We start from the raw sequence: 15,038 nt of genomic DNA, 5'->3' as shown, positions 1-15,038 counted from the left end.
CTTCGCCCGCGCGGAGGCGGCCCGGCTGGAGGAGCTGCGGCTGGGGCCGCTGGAGGAGCAGGCCGAGCTGCGCCTCACGCTGGGCGAGCCGGTCGATCTCGGTGATCTGGTGGCGCTCCATCCGCTGCGTGAACGGCTGGTGGCCGCCCATATGACGGCGCTCTACCGGGGTGGGCGGCAGAGCGAGGCGCTCTCGGCGTACGGGGAGTTGCGAGGGCGGCTGTCTGAGGAGCTGGGGGTGGACCCGTCGCCCCGGCTGACGGCGTTGCACCAGGCGATCCTGCGGCAGGAGCCGGGGCTTGGGGGCGCGCCGCGTACCAATCTGCCCGCGCCGCTCACGGAGTTGATCGGGCGGGAGGAGGACCTGGCTGAGGTGGGTGCGCTGCTGGCGGGGTCCCGGCTGGTGACGCTCACGGGGCCGGGCGGTGTTGGGAAGACCCGGCTCGCCCTCGCCGCCGCCGCGAACGTCCCGGCGCCGGCCGACGGGGTGTGGCTGGTCGAACTGGCCGGAGCGGCCGACCCGGCCGAGGCCCTCGCGGCCGTGCTGGGGGTGCGTGACGACGCCGTTGCCGCACGCGGCGGCCGTGATTCCACGAACGCCGAGCGTGCGGACGAGGTCGGGAGGCGTGGCGATGCCGCGTTCCCGTTCCGGGTGCGTGGTGACGTGTCCGGTTCGATGGTGGAGCGGCTGGGTGGGGTGCTGGCGGGCAAGCGGGTGCTGATCGTGCTGGACAACTGCGAGCACCTGGTGGAGGCGGTGGCGGGGCTGGTGTCGCGGCTGCTGCGGGTGGCGCCGGGGCTGCGGGTGCTGGCCACGGGGCAGGAGCCGCTGGGGGTGACGGGCGAGCGCGTACGGGTGGTCGAGCCGCTGCCCGAGGCCGAGGCCGTGCGGTTGTTCACCGCCCGCGCTGACGTCCCGGCCGACGAGACCGTGGCGGCCGTCTGCCGCCGCCTCGACGGCATCCCGCTGGCCCTGGAGCTGGCCGCCACCCGCGTGCGGGCGCTCGGCGTACGGGAGCTGGCCGCGCGGCTCGACGACCGGTTCCGGCTGCTCAACGCCGGGATGCGGGACGCGCCCGCCCGGCAGCGCACGCTAAGGGCGATGATCGACTGGAGCTGGGAGCTGCTGGGCGACGCCGAGCGGGTGGTGCTGCGGCGGCTGTCCGTGCACGCCGACGGCTGCACGCTGGAGGCGGCCGAGGAGGTGTGCGCGGAACCCGGCGTGGACGTGCTCGACACGCTGGCCAGGCTGGTGGACCGCTCGCTCGTGGTCCGGGTCGAGGGGCCCCGCTACCGGCTGCTGGAGTCCGTGGCGGCGTACTGCGTGGAGCGGCTGCGGGTGGCGGGGGAGCACGAGCGGATCAGGGAGCGGCACGCCCGCTACTACACGGCGCTCGCGGCGCGGGCCGACCTGCGCGGGCCGGGGCAGCGGGAGTGGCTGGCCCGGCTCGACGCCGAGAGCGCCAACCTGCGCCTCGCGTTGTCGGGGGCGGAGGCGGTGCGGCTGGTCAACGCGCTGGCCTGGTACTGGATCCTGCGCGGCCGGCTCAACGAGGGCCGCCGCTCCCTGACCGCCGCCTTGCGCGCTGCCGCGTCCGGTGCCGGGGACCCGGACGGAGCTGCGGACCTGGATGGCGGCGCGGTTCGGGATCGTGAGCGGGAGGTGGCGCGGGCGTCGGTGTGGCTGGCCGGGATCGAGTTGCTGATCGGGGAGAGTGCGTCGCCCGTACGGCGGGACGGGCTCGATGCGGCGGGGGCGGCGCTGGCCGACTGGCTGCTGAGTCACGTTCGGTGGGCGTACGGCGATCAACGAGCGCACGAGGCGGCGGCGGATCGGGCGCTGGCGGCGTTCGAGGCACTGGGGGATCGGTGGGGTGTCGCGGCGGCGCTGTGCCTGCGGGCCAAGCTGGCCGTCGGGCGGGCCGATCTGGCCGCCATGGAACGCGACGGGCGGCGGGGGCTGGCGTTGTTCGAGGAGCTGGGTGACGCCTGGGGCCGGATCGAGGCCATGGACGTGCTCGACCGGGCGGCCGAGATCAGGGGCGACTACGCGGAGGTCGTCCGCCTCAGGGAGGAGGGGCTGCGGCTGGCGGAGGAGCTGGGGATCGAGGTGTCGTTCAAGCTGGCGGGGCTGGGCCGGATCGCGCTGCTGGCGGGTGACTACGGGCGGGCCGACGACTATCACGAGCGGGCCAGGGCGCTGGCGGTGGCGCAGTCGTACAAGTCGGCCGAGGAGAACGCCGTGCTCGGGCTGGCCATGAGCGCGCGGCGGCGGGGGAGGCACGAGGAGGCGGAGGCGTACCTGCTGCCGGTGCTGGACTGGTTGCGGGAGGTGAAGGGGACGCCCGGGGTGGCGTTCATCATGGCCGAGCTGGGTTTCGCGGCCGAGCAGCGCGGCGCCGGCGCGGCGGCGCTGAGCAGGCACCGCGAGGGGTACGCCGCCGCCCGGGCCACCGGCGACCCCCGCGCGGTCGCGCTCGCCCTGGAAGGGCTGGCCGGGGCTCTGTCGCTGGCCCCTGAGCGCCGTACGGCGGGGGAGCAGACGCTGGAGGCGGCCGGGCTGCTCGGGGCGGCCACGGCCATCAGGCGGGCCGCGGGGACACCACTGCCGTCCGGCGAACGACTGGACGTGGACCGGATCCTGTGCCGCCTGCGCGCCGCCCTCGGCGAGCACGTACTCGCCGGCGCGCTGGCCTCAGGGGAGCGGGAACTCGGCGATCACTTCCCAGGCGCCCTCCGGGGACGGGCCCGCGTAGAGCCTGCCGCCCAGAGCCTCCACGCGTTCACCCATCCCGACCAGGCCGAACCCGCCGCCGAGCCGGCTCACCCGAGGGTCTGAGCCGGAGCCGAAGTTGCGGACGCGTAGCACCGTCATCCGCTCGAAGCGCCGCAGATCAGCCTCCACCCAGGCGGTGCGGGACGCGTGCTTGCGGATGTTGGTCAGGGCCTCCTGGAGCACCCGGTGCAGGGTCGTCATGACCTCGGGCGGCAGCGTACGGTCGTCCAGCCCCTGGCCGATCTCGAAGGCCACCTGCGGCCCCTCCGAGGAGAACCGCTCGGTCAGCATCCGCAGATCGGCCAGCGTGACGCCCGGCTTCCTGGCCGCCTCGTCCTCCGCGCGCAGCACCGTGACCATGCGCCGCATGGACGTCAGCGCCTCCGAGCCCGCCGACGCGATGGCGTCCAGCGCGGGAGCCACCGCGTCAGGACGGGTCTCCGCGACCGTACGGGCCGCCTGGGCCTGCACCACGATGCCGGTGATGTGGTGGGCGACCAGGTCGTGCAGCTCCCTGGCCAGCTCCAGGCGTTCGGCCCGGCGTACCGAGTGCACCGCCTCCATCCGGCGTTCCTGCTGGAAGCGCAGGTAGCCGCCCGCGCCGGCGGCCATCGACCAGCCCGCGAACAGGATGAACGAGAAGACCAGCCCCGCCCCGCCGTAGTCGCGCCCGCTCCCCTCGATCATCAGCACGACCAGCGCCGCGATGGTCAGCATCGCCGCCCGGTGCACCGGCTGCACGTGCCGCAGCACCCCGATGAGCAGGACGAGCAGCGCGCCCGTCTCCGTCATGCCCGGCGCGCCGGCCGTCCCGGTCAGGCCGATCACCATCGACGAGACGAACGACAGGGCCAGCAGGACGCAGAAGCCCTCCAGCCGGTACCTGCGCCGCAGGATCACCGCCGCGATGCCGGCCGCGCCGCAGATGGGGACCAGCCACTGGAACGTCCCGACGGAGGTCGCGAGCACGAGGTCGATCGGCAGCATGAGGCCGAGCCAGCCGAGCATCGCCAGCTCGCTGAGCCGGCGGAGCCAGTACACGACCCGTTTCGAATCCCCCACGGCCCGAGCCTAAGCCGGAAGTCGGACAAGTCGTATCAACCATTCGGCCGAGGTGGCTCGCCGGAGACCAGCCCTTGAGTGGAGGCGCGACGCCGGGTGCCTCGCCGATGCTGGATATGTCGGAAGGGGACAGAGAAATGGTTGCCATCGGGTTCGCGCTGCTGAGTCTCGGGCTGGTCGTCGCGGTACTGCTCGCGCTGGCCGACCCGGTGCTGCTCTCGCGCGTCAACGGGGAAGAGGCGCAGGGCGGCAGCGGCCGGTTCGTCAAGGCGGACGTCGTACGGCTCCCGCCCCGGTCAGGCGGGGACCGGCGGGAGCCGAAGGCGGCCTGACCGACCCGGCTCGCGCGGGCATGGTGCGCGAGCCCCACGGGGGCCGTTGGGGACGGAACCCTCGTGAGCGGCCCGCGGTCCGATGGGGATCGGACCGCGGGCCGCACCCATCCGCGGCGAGCGGCCGGAGGCCGCGGTGCGCGGGTGGGCCGCGGGTGGGTCAAGGGCGCGGGGCGCGGGGGTTCAGGGGCCGCAGGGCGTGGGGGCCGGGGGCCGTGAGGCGCGGCGTGCCAGGCGGACGTTCACCTGGGGCGGGGCCTGTAACGTTGCCTGTATGAGCAACGGTTTTGAGACGCTGGCCATCCACGCAGGTCAGGAGCCCGACCCCCTGACCGGCGCGGTGGTGCCGCCGATCTACGCCACGTCCACGTACAAGCAGGACGGCGTGGGCGGGCTGCGTTCCGGATATGAGTACAGCCGCTCGGCCAACCCCACCAGGACCGCGCTCGAATCCGCGCTGGCCGCCGTGGAGGGCGGGGCGCGCGGGCTGGCGTTCGCGTCGGGGCTGGCCGCCGAGGACACCCTGCTGCGTACGGTGTGCAAGCCGCAGGACCACGTGATCATCCCCAACGACGCCTACGGCGGCACCTACCGGCTCTTCGCCAAGGTGCACGAGCGCTGGGAGCTCCACTACGACCCGGTCCCGCTGCACGACCTCGACGCCGTCGCGGCCGCGATGACGCAGAAGACCAAGGTGGTCTGGGTCGAGACGCCCACCAACCCGCTGCTCGGCATCGCCGACATCGCCGCCCTGGCCCAGCTCGCCCACGACAACGGGGCGCTGCTGGTCGTCGACAACACCTTCGCCTCGCCCTACCTGCAGCAGCCCCTCGCGCTCGGGGCCGACGTGGTCGTCCACTCGACCACGAAATACGTGGGCGGGCACTCCGACGTGGTGGGCGGCGCGCTGATCGCCGCCGACGCCGGGATCGGCGAGGAGCTGACCTACCACCAGAACGCGATGGGCGCGGTCGCGGGGCCGTTCGACGCGTGGCTGACGCTGCGCGGGCTGAAGACGCTCGGCGTCCGCATGGACCGCCACTGCGACAACGCCGAACGCGTCGTCGACCTGCTGCTCGCCCACCCGCGCGTGACCGACGTGCTCTACCCCGGGCTGCCCGAGCACCCCGGCCACGAGATCGCGGCCAAGCAGATGCGCCGCTTCGGGGGCATGGTGTCGTTCCGCGTGGCCGGGGGAGAGGCCGAGGCCGTCGCGGTGTGCGACCGGGCGAAGCTGTTCACCCTGGGCGAGTCGCTCGGCGGCGTGGAGTCGCTCGTCGAGCACCCGGGCCGGATGACCCACGCCTCCGTGGCCGGTTCGCCGCTGGAGGTGCCGTCCGACCTGGTCCGGCTGTCGGTGGGCATCGAGACCGTCGACGACCTGCTCGCCGACCTCACCCAGGCACTGCGCTGACGCGCTGGGTCAGGAGGGGACGACCATCAGGAAGAGGATCACCAGCCAGATCACGGACAGCAGCCCGCTGATCGCGGCGATCCTCCCGTTCTGCACCTTCGCGTCGTCGTCCGCGCTCTCGCTGGTGAGAGCCTGGACGGCGGTGCGCAGGTCGCGGTCGATGATGACGAGCAGCACGGCGGCCACGATGAACAGCGTCATCGACGCCGTCATGTACCACCTGCCGAGCACCCCGCCGCCCATGACCACGCCGAGCACCAGCCCGAACACGAAGACCCCCAGGCTGCCGAAGGCGTAGATCCTGGTGGTCCGCTGGATGAACTGCAGCGAGGGCACGTTCTTGGTGCGGATGGCGCGCGGCGCGGACATGGTCGCGGCGGTCACCGGCCCGATGGTGAAGACCGCGAAGACGATGTGCAGCCAGAGAAGCAGGGACGACATGCGGGAGAGACTAGTCCCCGACGATCTCGGCGGGGGACTCGACACTCTCTTTGCTTTCTCCGGCACAACGCAGGCACAGCTCCGTGGCCGCCACCGCGACGACCATGAGCACGATGAGGAGAACCGTGGCTATCATGGCTGCCCCTCCTTCCCCGTCTCGGACGTAAATATCGTCCGTAATGACTAGACGGCTGTGCAACGGAATAAGTTCGGCGCGGGTATGGTTGGGGATCGCCGCAATTTCCTTACCGTCTGGGCACAAGGGGGTGCCGTCCGTGGCCATCAGGCACGTCGAGCCTTACACCGACGAATGGCTGCAGCAGCCGTACGGCTACGTGCTGCAGGTCCGTGACCTGCTCGGATCCGAGGTCGTGGACTGGTGGAAGGGCCCGTGCGATCCGCGTGACGCCACGCTCAAGCTCGCCGACGGCACGGCGCTGGTGTGGGACGAGGAGAGCGGCTGGCGCCTGGGCGTCTTCGCCTCGGGCGGTCGCGGCCGGCACACCGAGCTGTCGGGCGTCGTCCGCTACCTGGGTCACGGTCTGCTGCCGAAACCGGAGCGCGTGGTGGCGGCGCTGCACGACGCGCGGGCGGGGGTGGGCGCGAGCTCGGCCTGGCGCCCCTGCTACCGCTCCCACCGCAACTGCCGCGACGGCTTCGACGTCGCCCTCGACTTCTACTCCCGCCTCGTGGACGCCTGAGCTCCCTCCCCGAAGACTCCCTCCCGCCGGAGGCTCAGTCCAGGCAGAACTCGTTGCCCTCCGGGTCGGCCATCACGATGAAGCCGCCGCTCATCGGGGGCTCGGGCTCGAAGCGGCGGGTTCTCGTCGCACCCAGCTTGACCAGCCGCTCGCACTCCGCCTCCAGCGCCGCCATGCGTTCGTCCCCCGCGAGCCCCGGAGCCGCGCGGACGTCGAGGTGGACGCGGTTCTTGGCCACCTTGTCCTCCGGCACCTGCTGGAAGAACAGCCGCGGCCCGGCCCCGTCCGGATCTTCGAGCGCCGACCTGGTGTTGCGCTGCTCCTCCGGTACGCCGGCCCGCTCCAGGAAGTCGTCCCACGCGGCCAGCGGGTCGGCGCCCTCGGGCAGGTCGACGCCGGGAGGCCCTGGATGCACGTAGCCCAGCGCGTCGCGCCAGAAGAGCGACAGTGCTCGCGGGTCGTGGGCGTCGAAGGTGACCTGGATGGTGCGGCTCATCGATTCGTGCCTTCCGTGCTGTTCGTGCCGTTCGAGTTTTCGGTGGTTTCCGTGGAATCTGCGGTTTTCCCGGTTTTCTCGGTTTTCTCGGTGGGGTGGGTGTGCAGGTAGAGGTCGCGCAGCAGGCAGACCTCGGACAGGTGGTGGATCAGCTCGCGGTGGATGTGCAGCACCAGGTCGGCCATGGGGGCCTCGGGGTAGGGCTCCTTCTCGCCGACCGGGGCGCGCAACTGTTCCTCACTCAGCTCGCGTACCCCGGCCAGCCACGCCTCCACCTCCGTCTCCAGCTGGCCTAGCGCACCGGCCGCGGTGCCGGCGTACTCCCAGCTCTCGTAAGACGCCGGCGGCCCGCCGAAGTGGGAGGCGGTGCGGGCGGCGAGCACGCCGACGATGACGTGGCCGAGCCGCCAGGCGATCGTGGTGAAGGGCACGGGGACCGGCTCGGGAAAGCCGTAGTCGATCGTGAAGTCCCCGGTGCCGGCCTGCACGGGCGCCGTCGAGTGCCCCCGTGGCCGCACGCTCCAGGCGTCCGGCACCGGTGACCAGAAGTACTCGTCGTCGGTGAGACCGCCGAACCGGCGGAGAAGATGGTGGTTCCAGTGCCACTCCAACTGCTCGCGCAGCGACCGGTTCCAGTCGAAGTTCATCGCGTCCATGGCTCCACTCTGACACCACAGGCGGACAGGATCGGTCCGCTATCTCTGGCAGGCTATGGGCGTGGTGAACGGTGACGAGCGGGGCACGACGGAGCGGGTGCTCACCCTGCTCGGGCTGCTGCAGCAGCGCCAGGTCTGGACCGGGCCCGAGCTCGCGGCCCGGCTCGGGGTGACCCCGCGCACGGTGCGGCGCGACGTCGAACGGCTGCGCACGCTCGGCTATCCGGTGCACGCCAGCCAGGGCGTCGGCGGCGGCTACCAGCTCGGCCCTGGCCAGGACCTGCCGCCGCTGCTGCTCGACGACGAGGAGGCCATCGCCACGGCGGTCTCGCTGCTGGCCGGCGCCGGTGGCGCGGTCGGCGGCGCGGGCGAGGCGGCGCTGCGGGCGCTGACCAAGCTCGACCGGGTGCTGCCCACCCGGCTGCGGCACGAGGTGCGGGCGCTGGCGGGCTCGGTGGAGTCCTTCGGCGGGGGCGGCCGTGCGCTGATCGATCCTAAGACCCTGATGACCCTGGCCAGGGCCTGCCGGGACGAGGTCGAGGCGGCCTTCGACTACCCCTCGGGGGACGAGGTGCGGGCGCGGCGGGTCGAGCCGTACCGGCTGGTCGCCTCCGATCGGCGCTGGTATCTCCTCGCCTACGACCTCGACCGCGACGGCTGGCGCAACTTCCGCGTCGACCGGATGAGCGAGGTGTCCGCCAGGACGCGCCGCTACCGACCCCGGCCGGCTCCTGACGCGGCGTCGTACGTGCAGGAGAGCGTCGCCAGCCGGGTCTACCCGCACCAGGCCCGCTTCCTCGTGCACGCCCCGGCCGACACGGTACGGGCGCAGATCCCGGCGTCGGCGGCCGTCGTCAGGGCGCGGGGGAGCGAGCGCTGCGAGGTGACCAGCGGCGCCGCCAACCTCGACTTCGTGCTCATGCACGTGGTGCTGCTAGGGCACGACTTCACCGTGCTCGACCCACCTGAGCTGATGGAACGCAGCCGCGAGCTGGCCGCCAAACTGCTGTCGGCCGCCGGGCCCCACGACGGCTGACCACGCGTGGCCGCGGGCTTACTCGTGCAGGGTCAGCATGATGTGCTCGTCGTCGCCGTGCCGCACCGTGCCGGTGCGCTCGAAGCCGAGGCGCTCCAGCAGCCGCACCGACGCCGTGTTGCCGTGGAAGGGGTCGGCGTAGAGCGGTCTGGTCCTCTCCGCCTGGAGGAAGAGGCCGAGCGCCCGCGTGCCGACGCCCCGCCCCCAGAACGCCCGCCCCATCCAGTAGCCGATGAAGCGCCGATCACCCTCCCACCACGCCACCAGGTTGCCCGCCAGCTCGTCATCCACCGTGATCGCCTGCACGTGGACGTCCGGATCGCCGAGGACCGAGGTGCGCCAATGCCGCAGGAACGCCTCGCGCTCCCGTGGCGCGAACCTCGACCGCCGCACCGCCTCCGGATCGTGCTCCTGCGCCAGGAACACCTCCAGGTCGGCCTCCACGACATCACGCAACCGCACGTCCTGCACGTCCTGCACGTCCTCGCTCATGGCGAGCAGTCTCGCAGGGGGCACCGACAAGAACGGCCGGTGATCAGCGGGAACGGCGCAGGCGCAGGAAGTCGCTGACGACGTATTCGCCCAGCCGCTCGGCGTCGGGCGAGAAGACCCGCCCGCCGTTCCTGCGGGCCACCTCGTCCACGAACTCCTTCAGCCGGTCGTCGGCCGCCAGCATGAAGATGTTGATCGTGGCCCGCCGCCGGGTCATCTTGTCCACCTCGGCCAGCGTGAGCTCCAGCGTCTCGTGCGACGGCGGCCACTCGAACGCCGAGCGCCCGTCGCGCATGAGGTGGGCGGTCGGCTCGCCGTCGGTGACCACCAGCACCACCGGCTCGAAGTCGGGGTGGCGGTCGAGGTGGCGGCCGGCGATGAGCAGGGCGTGGTGCAGGTTGGTGCCCTGGACCATGTCCCAGTCGAGCCCGGCCAGCTCGTCGGGCTGCAGCACCCTGGCGTAGTTGGAGAAGCCGACGATCTGCACCGCGTCCTGCGGGAACTTGGAGGCCACCAACGCTTGGAGGGCCAGCGCGGTCTGCTTGGCCGCGGCCCAGGTGCCGCGCAGGGCCATCGAGTACGACAGGTCCACCAGCAGACAGACGGCGGCGGCGCTGCGGCGCTCGGTCTCGGCCACCTCGAAGTCGTCGACCGTCAGCCGCACCTTGGGCCGTTCGCCGAGGCTGACGCCGCCGCCGCGCACGCCGTTGACCAGCGTGCGGACGACGTCGATCGGCTGCTCGTCGCCGAAGCGCCAGGGCCGCGAGGAGCCGGTGAGCTCGCCGGCCGAGCCCGCGTCGTGCTGGTCGTGGTCGCCGCGGCGGCCTCCGTCGAGTGAGGCGAAGACCCGGCGCAGCGCGGTCTCGCCCAGCCGGCGCACCGCCTTGGGGGTGAGCTCCAGCTTGCCGCGGCGGCGCAGCAGGTAGCCCTGCTCCTCCAGCTCGCGTTCGATGCGCTTGAGCGCCTCCAGGTCGTCGACCGCCGAGCGGCCGAGCGCACGGCGTACGGCGGCCTCGTCGATGTCGTCGAGCCGCGCGCCCGGGTAGTCCTGGCGCAGGGCGGTTTCGAGCTGGGTGAGGTCGGCCAGCTCCTCCAGCGCGGTCACGGCGTCGCCCATGGCCAGGGGCTCCTCGCCGGTGAGGCGCTCGGGGGCGTTCCAGGCCAGGTCGGGGCGGCGGGCGTAGAGCGCCTCGCCGAGGCGGCGCATCTGGTCGGCCAGGCCCGCCTGGTCGAGCGTCTGGTTGATGAGGTTGCCCAGCTCCTCGCGCTGGCGCGGGGTCATCGAGGCCAGCATGCGCTGCGTGGCGGCGGCGCGGCGGGCGAGGATGTCGACGAGCTCGTCGAGGGTGCGGGGCTTCTCGGGGAAGAGATCCCCATATTTCGACATGAAGTCATCGAAGTCGTCCTGCGTGTGCTCGCCTCTGGAGTCGCGGTCGAGCATGTCGTTCAGGTCCGACATCATCTGGCGGACACGTTCCATGGCCGCCGGGTCGGGGTTGGCCAGCGCGTCGCGCAGGCCCCTGAACTGGCTGTCCAGGACCTCCCTGCGCAGCAGGTCGCGCAGCTCCTCGAAGGTCTGCCTGGCCGCCGCCGAGCGCCACTCGTACGAGCTCAGCTCCTGGATGGCGCTGGCCGTGTCCTCGGGCAGCGCGTCGAGCTCGGACTCCCGCAGCCGCGCGTCGTCGGACGGGTCGGGGAACAGCTCGGCCCGCTCCTGCCCGATCGCCTTGTCCAGCAGCGCCCTGGCCCGCTCCAGCGTGCCGTCGAGGCGCCCGCGCTCGCGCAGGTCGCGGCGGCGCCGGCGGACCTCCTTGAGCATGTCGTCGAGCCCGCGGCGGTCCTGGCCGCCGGGCAGGCCGCGCTTGAGCAGATCACGCAGGGCGTGGACCGGCGTCGAGCCCGACAGGATCGCATCGCCCATCTCGTCGAGCGCCGCGCGCACGTCGTAGGGAGGAGCGAGGGGGTCGGGGCCGTCGTGGTATTCGCCATAGCGGAAGGCCATCACGAAACCACGCTAACCCGGAAAACGCCCCCATGTGTGTGCGTGGAAGATCAGGCGTCGCCGAAGATCTCCCACACCTGGTCCAGCGAGTCGGCACCGGGCGTGTACTCGATCTTGACCAGGACAGGGTGCCTGACCGTCTTGAGGGCCTTCGTGAGGTCCGTCCACGTGCACTGCTTCTTGCCCAGGCCGTTCCTGTCGGCGTTGACCGGCCTGCCGGACAGCCAGCCGTCGCCGCAGCCGGCCGTGGTGCGGGAGAAGCCCGTGACGTACGAGTAGCCGAGCTTGAGGGTCTTTCCGCCCGTCGCGAACAGGACGGTCGTGTCGTCCACCCGCTTGATCGTCCCCCGGGCCGAGCGCTGCTCGGGCCACTCGGCGAGCAGGATCTCGTTCACCTTGACCGCCTTGCCGCCCCGATGCTCGACCCGCACCGGCACGGGGCCGCGCCCCAGCGAGGTGGCCAGCTCCCCGGAGGCGCACCGGGTGCGCCCGAGCCCCTTCGAGTCGAGGGCCACGTGCCCCTCGGTCTCCTTCAGGTCGCACTTGACCGTGACCCGCCCGTAGGCCGCCCCGGTGTAGTCGAGCCGCAGCTCCTTGGCCCCGGAGACGGCCTTCAGCCGGTGCAGCACGTTGCCCTGGCGGGTCACGCGGGTGGCCGACTTCGGCAGGATCCGCAGGTGACCCTTGCCGTTGGACCAGGCCCATCCGTACGCGGAGGTGGCGGCCTCGGCGGGCACGGCGAGCGTGCTCAGCGTGAGAGCGGCGATGGTGGCACAGGTGAACAGGCGCATGGACGGTCTCCCCCGACGGCGTAGTTCTGTACCACTATGACGCGGGAGAGCGCCCACTTGTTCACGTGCGGTAAACGGTCACCCCGTCAATGTCTTCCTTGGACAGCCGCCGCATCAGGTAAAGCCCTTCGAGGGCGAACTCCAGCGCCGCCGCCGCGTGCCCGGGAGACTCCTCGCCCGCGCCCATGCCCAGCCGTGACATGACCTTGGCCAGGCCCGTGACGGGACCGATCCGGTGCAGCAGCTCGCCGGCCGGCACCAGCTCGCCCGACTCCACCTGGTTGCCCTCGGCGAACTTGTCGGTCACCGGCGACAGGTCCATGCCGCCCAGCCGGTTCCTGAACGTCTCGGCCGTCGCCCGCCGCAGCAGGTGGGCCAGGATCTCGGTCTCCCTGCCCTCCTCGCTGACCTCGAACTCCACCTTGCCGCGCAGGCTGTGCACCACGCAGGCCAGGTCGACCACGCGGGCGACCGGCTTGTCCTCGCCGGCGAGGGCCGCCCTGCGGGTCGCGGAGGCAGCCGCGGTCTCGGCCGCGGCGATCGAGAAACGCGCGGACACGCCGGAACGGGTGTCCACCGCGGTCGACTCGCGGACCAGCCGGGTGAAGCGGGCGATCACCTCGATGAGGTGCTCGGGGACGTCGGCCCCGATGTCCGGCACGGACTCCTGGCGGATGAGCGTCAGCTCGTCCTCGACCGTGAGCGGGTAGTGGGTGCGGATCTCGGCGCCGAAGCGGTCTTTCAGCGGCGTGATGATCCGGCCCCTGTTGGTGTAGTCCTCGGGGTTGGCGCTGGCGATGAGCAGGATGTCGAGCGGCAGCCGCAGGTTGTAGCCGCGCACCTGGATGTCGCGCTCCTCCAGCACGTTGAGCAGCGACACCTGGATGCGCTCTGCCAGGTCGGGCAGCTCGTTGACGGAGAAGACACCGCGGTTGGTGCGCGGGACCAGGCCGTAGTGGACCGTCTCGGGATCGCCGAGCGTGCGCCCCTCGGCGATCTTGATCGGGTCGACGTCGCCGATCAGGTCGCCCACGGACGTGTCGGGGGTGGCGAGCTTCTCGCCGTAGCGTTCGTCGCGGTGCTTCCACGCCACCGGCAGCTCGTCGCCCAGCTCCCGCGCCATGGCCTGGCAGCGGGTGCAGACCGGGGCATAGGGGTGGTCGTTGATCTCGCACCCCTCGACCACCGGCGTCCACTCGTCGAGCAGGCTGGTCACGGTGCGGATGAGCCGGGTCTTGCCCTGACCGCGCTCGCCCAGGAGGACCAGGTCGTGCCCGGCGAGCAGGGCCCGCTCCAGGTGCGGCAGGACGGAGTCGTCGAAGCCGACGATGCCGGGGAAGCGCGGCTCACCCGCCCGCAGCTTGGCGAGCAGGTTTTCCCGGACCTCGGCCTTGACGGTGCGATGAACGTGGCCGCTCTCTCGCAACTCGCGGAGAATACGTGGCTGATGCACGGGATCGAGACTACGTCCCCCGTGCGGAATGTGTCAGAGAGTTTCGCAGCTGGCGGAGATTTCGGATCTTGACTATTGCGTAACGGTTCGTGCGCGTGCTTGTCCTTTTAGTGGGGAGAATCGGGCCTAGGGAACTTGGACATGTCGAGGGAGGCGAGATCCGTGGCCTTGATGACAAGCCGCTTCGCCGACGGCCTCGCCGTGGGTTCCGACCTGGTGGAGGCCGCGGAGAACGCCGTCGGTCAGGCACTGTCGAGGCTCAGCGGCCCAGCCGACCTGGTCTGCTTCTTCATCTGCGGCGACGATCCCGAGGACGTCGCGCGGGCCGGCCAGGCCGCGATGAAACTCGCGCCCGAGGCGCACGTGATCGGATGCAGCGCCACCGGAGTGATCGGAGACGGCCAGGGCATCGAACTGACGCCGGCCGTGAGCGCGTGGGCGGCCACCCTGGAAGGGGCGCGGCTGACCACGTTCGCCCTGGAGACGCTGACGGCCGAGGACAGGTTCGTGGTCGTCGGGCTGCCCGAACGCGGCGGCGACGACCACGTGGCGATCCTGCTGGCCGATCCCTACACCTTTCCGACCGACGCCTTCGTCGAGCGCTCGGTCGACGTCCTGGGCGACCTGCCGCTGATCGGCGGGCTGGCCAACGGGCTGCAGGGCAGGGGTTCCGTACGGCTCTTCGCCGACGGCGAGATCTACACCGAGGGCGCGATCGGCGTGCTCCTCAGCGGCCCCGTCAAGATCAGCACGGTGGTCAGCCAGGGCTGCCGCCCGATCGGCCCGAGCATGGTGGTCACCGCGTCGGAGGACAACCTGCTGCTCGAACTGGCCGGGCAGCCGGCGCTGGCCCGGCTGGAGGACATCGTCAGCGACCTGGACGAGGACGACCGCGAGCTCGTCGCGTCCGGGCTGCAGATCGGCCTGGCCATGGACGAGTACGCCGAGCGGCACGAACGGGGCGACTTCCTGATCAGGGGGGTCATCGGCATCGACCCCGACCGCGAGGCCGTGGCCATCGGTGACATCGTCGAGGTCGGCAGGACCGTGCGCTTCCAGGTCCGCGACGCGGCCACCGCCGACGAGGACCTCTACGACCTGCTCGACGCGCACCGCGAGGAGCTGGGCAAGGTGGACGGGGCGTTGCTGTTCTCCTGCAACGGGCGCGGCTCGGCCATGTTCGGCACCGCCGACCACGACCCGGTCGCCCTGCGCGACACGCTGGGGCCCATCGGCATGGCCGGCTTCTTCGCGGCCGGGGAGGTCGGGCCGGTCGCCGGGCACAACCACGTGCACGGCTTCACGGCCTCGGTCCTGGTCTTCTCCAGCGCCGCGAGCAGCCCGTGACGACGCCCGCCGCGCCGCCGCACTCCTGAACGGCCCGGA

14 protein-coding genes and 1 pseudogene are annotated in these 15,038 nt (G+C 72.1%); 6 read left to right on the top strand and 9 right to left on the bottom strand.

The genetic code is table 11. The features are described from left to right. A partial coding sequence (locus tag ABFX54_RS57250) for an ATP-binding protein (protein WP_428834633.1) occupies positions 1 to 2,839 on the top strand: 2,839 nt, incomplete at its 5' end. Here the strand turns inward: ABFX54_RS57250 and ABFX54_RS57245 are convergent. Beyond that, positions 2,762 to 3,340: pseudogene (locus ABFX54_RS57245) on the bottom strand (sensor histidine kinase); the annotation flags it as partial. The gene ABFX54_RS57250 and the pseudogene ABFX54_RS57245 overlap by 78 nt on opposite strands. A gap of 635 nt (positions 3,341 to 3,975) precedes the next feature. On the opposite strand from ABFX54_RS57245, the gene ABFX54_RS43825 reads away from it, so the two are divergent. Both ABFX54_RS43825 and ABFX54_RS43820 read left to right on the top strand, forming a co-directional pair. Next, positions 3,976 to 4,170: a hypothetical protein gene (locus ABFX54_RS43825; RefSeq protein WP_346112893.1), complete on the top strand. Its 195-nt coding sequence runs from the start codon at positions 3,976 to 3,978 to the stop codon at positions 4,168 to 4,170. A gap of 274 nt (positions 4,171 to 4,444) precedes the next feature. Next, positions 4,445 to 5,584 (top strand): cystathionine gamma-synthase, encoded by a 1,140-nt coding sequence (locus tag ABFX54_RS43820; RefSeq protein WP_346112892.1) that lies wholly within the window; start codon positions 4,445 to 4,447, stop codon positions 5,582 to 5,584. 9 nt (positions 5,585 to 5,593) lie between these two features. Here ABFX54_RS43820 and ABFX54_RS43815 read toward each other — a convergent pair whose 3' ends face one another. Both ABFX54_RS43815 and ABFX54_RS43810 read right to left on the bottom strand, forming a co-directional pair. After that, complete coding sequence (locus tag ABFX54_RS43815; protein WP_346112891.1) at positions 5,594 to 6,025, bottom strand: DUF2269 family protein; 432 nt, start codon at positions 6,023 to 6,025, stop codon at positions 5,594 to 5,596. A 10-nt stretch (positions 6,026 to 6,035) separates the two neighbouring features. Next, positions 6,036 to 6,161 carry a hypothetical protein gene (locus ABFX54_RS43810; RefSeq protein ID WP_281262608.1) on the bottom strand — a complete coding sequence of 42 codons (126 nt, stop codon included), beginning with the start codon at positions 6,159 to 6,161 and terminating at the stop codon, positions 6,036 to 6,038. A 139-nt stretch (positions 6,162 to 6,300) separates the two neighbouring features. Between ABFX54_RS43810 and ABFX54_RS43805 the strand changes: the two genes are divergently transcribed. Then, the gene (locus tag ABFX54_RS43805) at positions 6,301 to 6,726 is read left to right on the top strand and encodes a DUF6292 family protein (RefSeq protein WP_346112889.1); all 426 of its coding nucleotides are present in this window, start codon (positions 6,301 to 6,303) and stop codon (positions 6,724 to 6,726) included. Positions 6,727 to 6,760: 34 nt separating this feature from the next. On the opposite strand, the gene ABFX54_RS43800 is transcribed toward ABFX54_RS43805, so the two are convergent. Together ABFX54_RS43800 and ABFX54_RS43795 are read right to left on the bottom strand one after the other, a co-directional pair. Continuing rightward, the gene (locus tag ABFX54_RS43800; protein ID WP_346112888.1) at positions 6,761 to 7,222 is read right to left on the bottom strand and encodes a VOC family protein; all 462 of its coding nucleotides are present in this window, start codon (positions 7,220 to 7,222) and stop codon (positions 6,761 to 6,763) included. Beyond that, positions 7,219 to 7,878 (bottom strand): DinB family protein, encoded by a 660-nt coding sequence (locus ABFX54_RS43795; protein ID WP_346112887.1) that lies wholly within the window; start codon positions 7,876 to 7,878, stop codon positions 7,219 to 7,221. The genes ABFX54_RS43800 and ABFX54_RS43795 overlap by 4 nt, the downstream gene beginning before the upstream one ends. A 55-nt stretch (positions 7,879 to 7,933) precedes the next feature. On the opposite strand from ABFX54_RS43795, the gene ABFX54_RS43790 reads away from it, so the two are divergent. Then, positions 7,934 to 8,914, top strand: coding sequence for a helix-turn-helix transcriptional regulator (locus ABFX54_RS43790; RefSeq protein ID WP_346112886.1), 981 nt, complete (start codon positions 7,934 to 7,936; stop codon positions 8,912 to 8,914). An 18-nt stretch (positions 8,915 to 8,932) separates the two neighbouring features. On the opposite strand, the gene ABFX54_RS43785 is transcribed toward ABFX54_RS43790, so the two are convergent. From ABFX54_RS43785 to ABFX54_RS43770, 4 genes are all read right to left on the bottom strand, one after another. Then, complete coding sequence (locus ABFX54_RS43785; RefSeq protein ID WP_346112885.1) at positions 8,933 to 9,406, bottom strand: GNAT family N-acetyltransferase; 474 nt, start codon at positions 9,404 to 9,406, stop codon at positions 8,933 to 8,935. A gap of 43 nt (positions 9,407 to 9,449) precedes the next feature. Then, positions 9,450 to 11,408 carry a vWA domain-containing protein gene (locus tag ABFX54_RS43780; protein WP_346112884.1) on the bottom strand — a complete coding sequence of 653 codons (1,959 nt, stop codon included), beginning with the start codon at positions 11,406 to 11,408 and terminating at the stop codon, positions 9,450 to 9,452. 50 nt (positions 11,409 to 11,458) lie between these two features. Then, positions 11,459 to 12,199: a hypothetical protein gene (locus ABFX54_RS43775; protein WP_346112883.1), complete on the bottom strand. Its 741-nt coding sequence runs from the start codon at positions 12,197 to 12,199 to the stop codon at positions 11,459 to 11,461. 61 nt (positions 12,200 to 12,260) lie between these two features. Continuing rightward, positions 12,261 to 13,652, bottom strand: coding sequence for a sigma 54-interacting transcriptional regulator (locus tag ABFX54_RS43770; protein WP_346112882.1), 1,392 nt, complete (start codon positions 13,650 to 13,652; stop codon positions 12,261 to 12,263). Between the two features lie 171 nt (positions 13,653 to 13,823). Between ABFX54_RS43770 and ABFX54_RS43765 the strand changes: the two genes are divergently transcribed. Beyond that, the gene (locus ABFX54_RS43765; RefSeq protein WP_346112897.1) at positions 13,824 to 14,999 is read left to right on the top strand and encodes an FIST signal transduction protein; all 1,176 of its coding nucleotides are present in this window, start codon (positions 13,824 to 13,826) and stop codon (positions 14,997 to 14,999) included. Positions 15,000 to 15,038 lie beyond the last annotated feature (39 nt).

The sequence above is a fragment of the Nonomuraea maheshkhaliensis genome (genome assembly GCF_039529435.1).
Lineage (GTDB): Bacteria > Actinomycetota > Actinomycetes > Streptosporangiales > Streptosporangiaceae > Nonomuraea > Nonomuraea maheshkhaliensis.
This window is presented reverse-complemented; position numbering and strand designations above follow the sequence as displayed.

What these genes read in the sequence shown, in the direction of transcription:
- ABFX54_RS43815 (WP_346112891.1), bottom strand. Translation starts at nt 6,025, where the DNA reads ATGTCGTCCCTGCTTCTCTGGCTGCACATCGTCTTCGCGGTCTTCACC.
- ABFX54_RS43780 (WP_346112884.1), bottom strand. Translation starts at nt 11,408, where the DNA reads ATGGCCTTCCGCTATGGCGAATACCACGACGGCCCCGACCCCCTCGCT.
- ABFX54_RS43810 (WP_281262608.1), bottom strand. Translation starts at nt 6,161, where the DNA reads ATGATAGCCACGGTTCTCCTCATCGTGCTCATGGTCGTCGCGGTGGCG.
- ABFX54_RS43825 (WP_346112893.1), top strand. Translation starts at nt 3,976, where the DNA reads ATGGTTGCCATCGGGTTCGCGCTGCTGAGTCTCGGGCTGGTCGTCGCG.
- ABFX54_RS43785 (WP_346112885.1), bottom strand. Translation starts at nt 9,406, where the DNA reads ATGAGCGAGGACGTGCAGGACGTGCAGGACGTGCGGTTGCGTGATGTC.
- ABFX54_RS43795 (WP_346112887.1), bottom strand. Translation starts at nt 7,878, where the DNA reads ATGGACGCGATGAACTTCGACTGGAACCGGTCGCTGCGCGAGCAGTTG.
- ABFX54_RS43800 (WP_346112888.1), bottom strand. Translation starts at nt 7,222, where the DNA reads ATGAGCCGCACCATCCAGGTCACCTTCGACGCCCACGACCCGCGAGCA.
- ABFX54_RS43820 (WP_346112892.1), top strand. Translation starts at nt 4,445, where the DNA reads ATGAGCAACGGTTTTGAGACGCTGGCCATCCACGCAGGTCAGGAGCCC.
- ABFX54_RS43790 (WP_346112886.1), top strand. Translation starts at nt 7,934, where the DNA reads ATGGGCGTGGTGAACGGTGACGAGCGGGGCACGACGGAGCGGGTGCTC.
- ABFX54_RS43775 (WP_346112883.1), bottom strand. Translation starts at nt 12,199, where the DNA reads ATGCGCCTGTTCACCTGTGCCACCATCGCCGCTCTCACGCTGAGCACG.
- ABFX54_RS43765 (WP_346112897.1), top strand. Translation starts at nt 13,824, where the DNA reads ATGACAAGCCGCTTCGCCGACGGCCTCGCCGTGGGTTCCGACCTGGTG.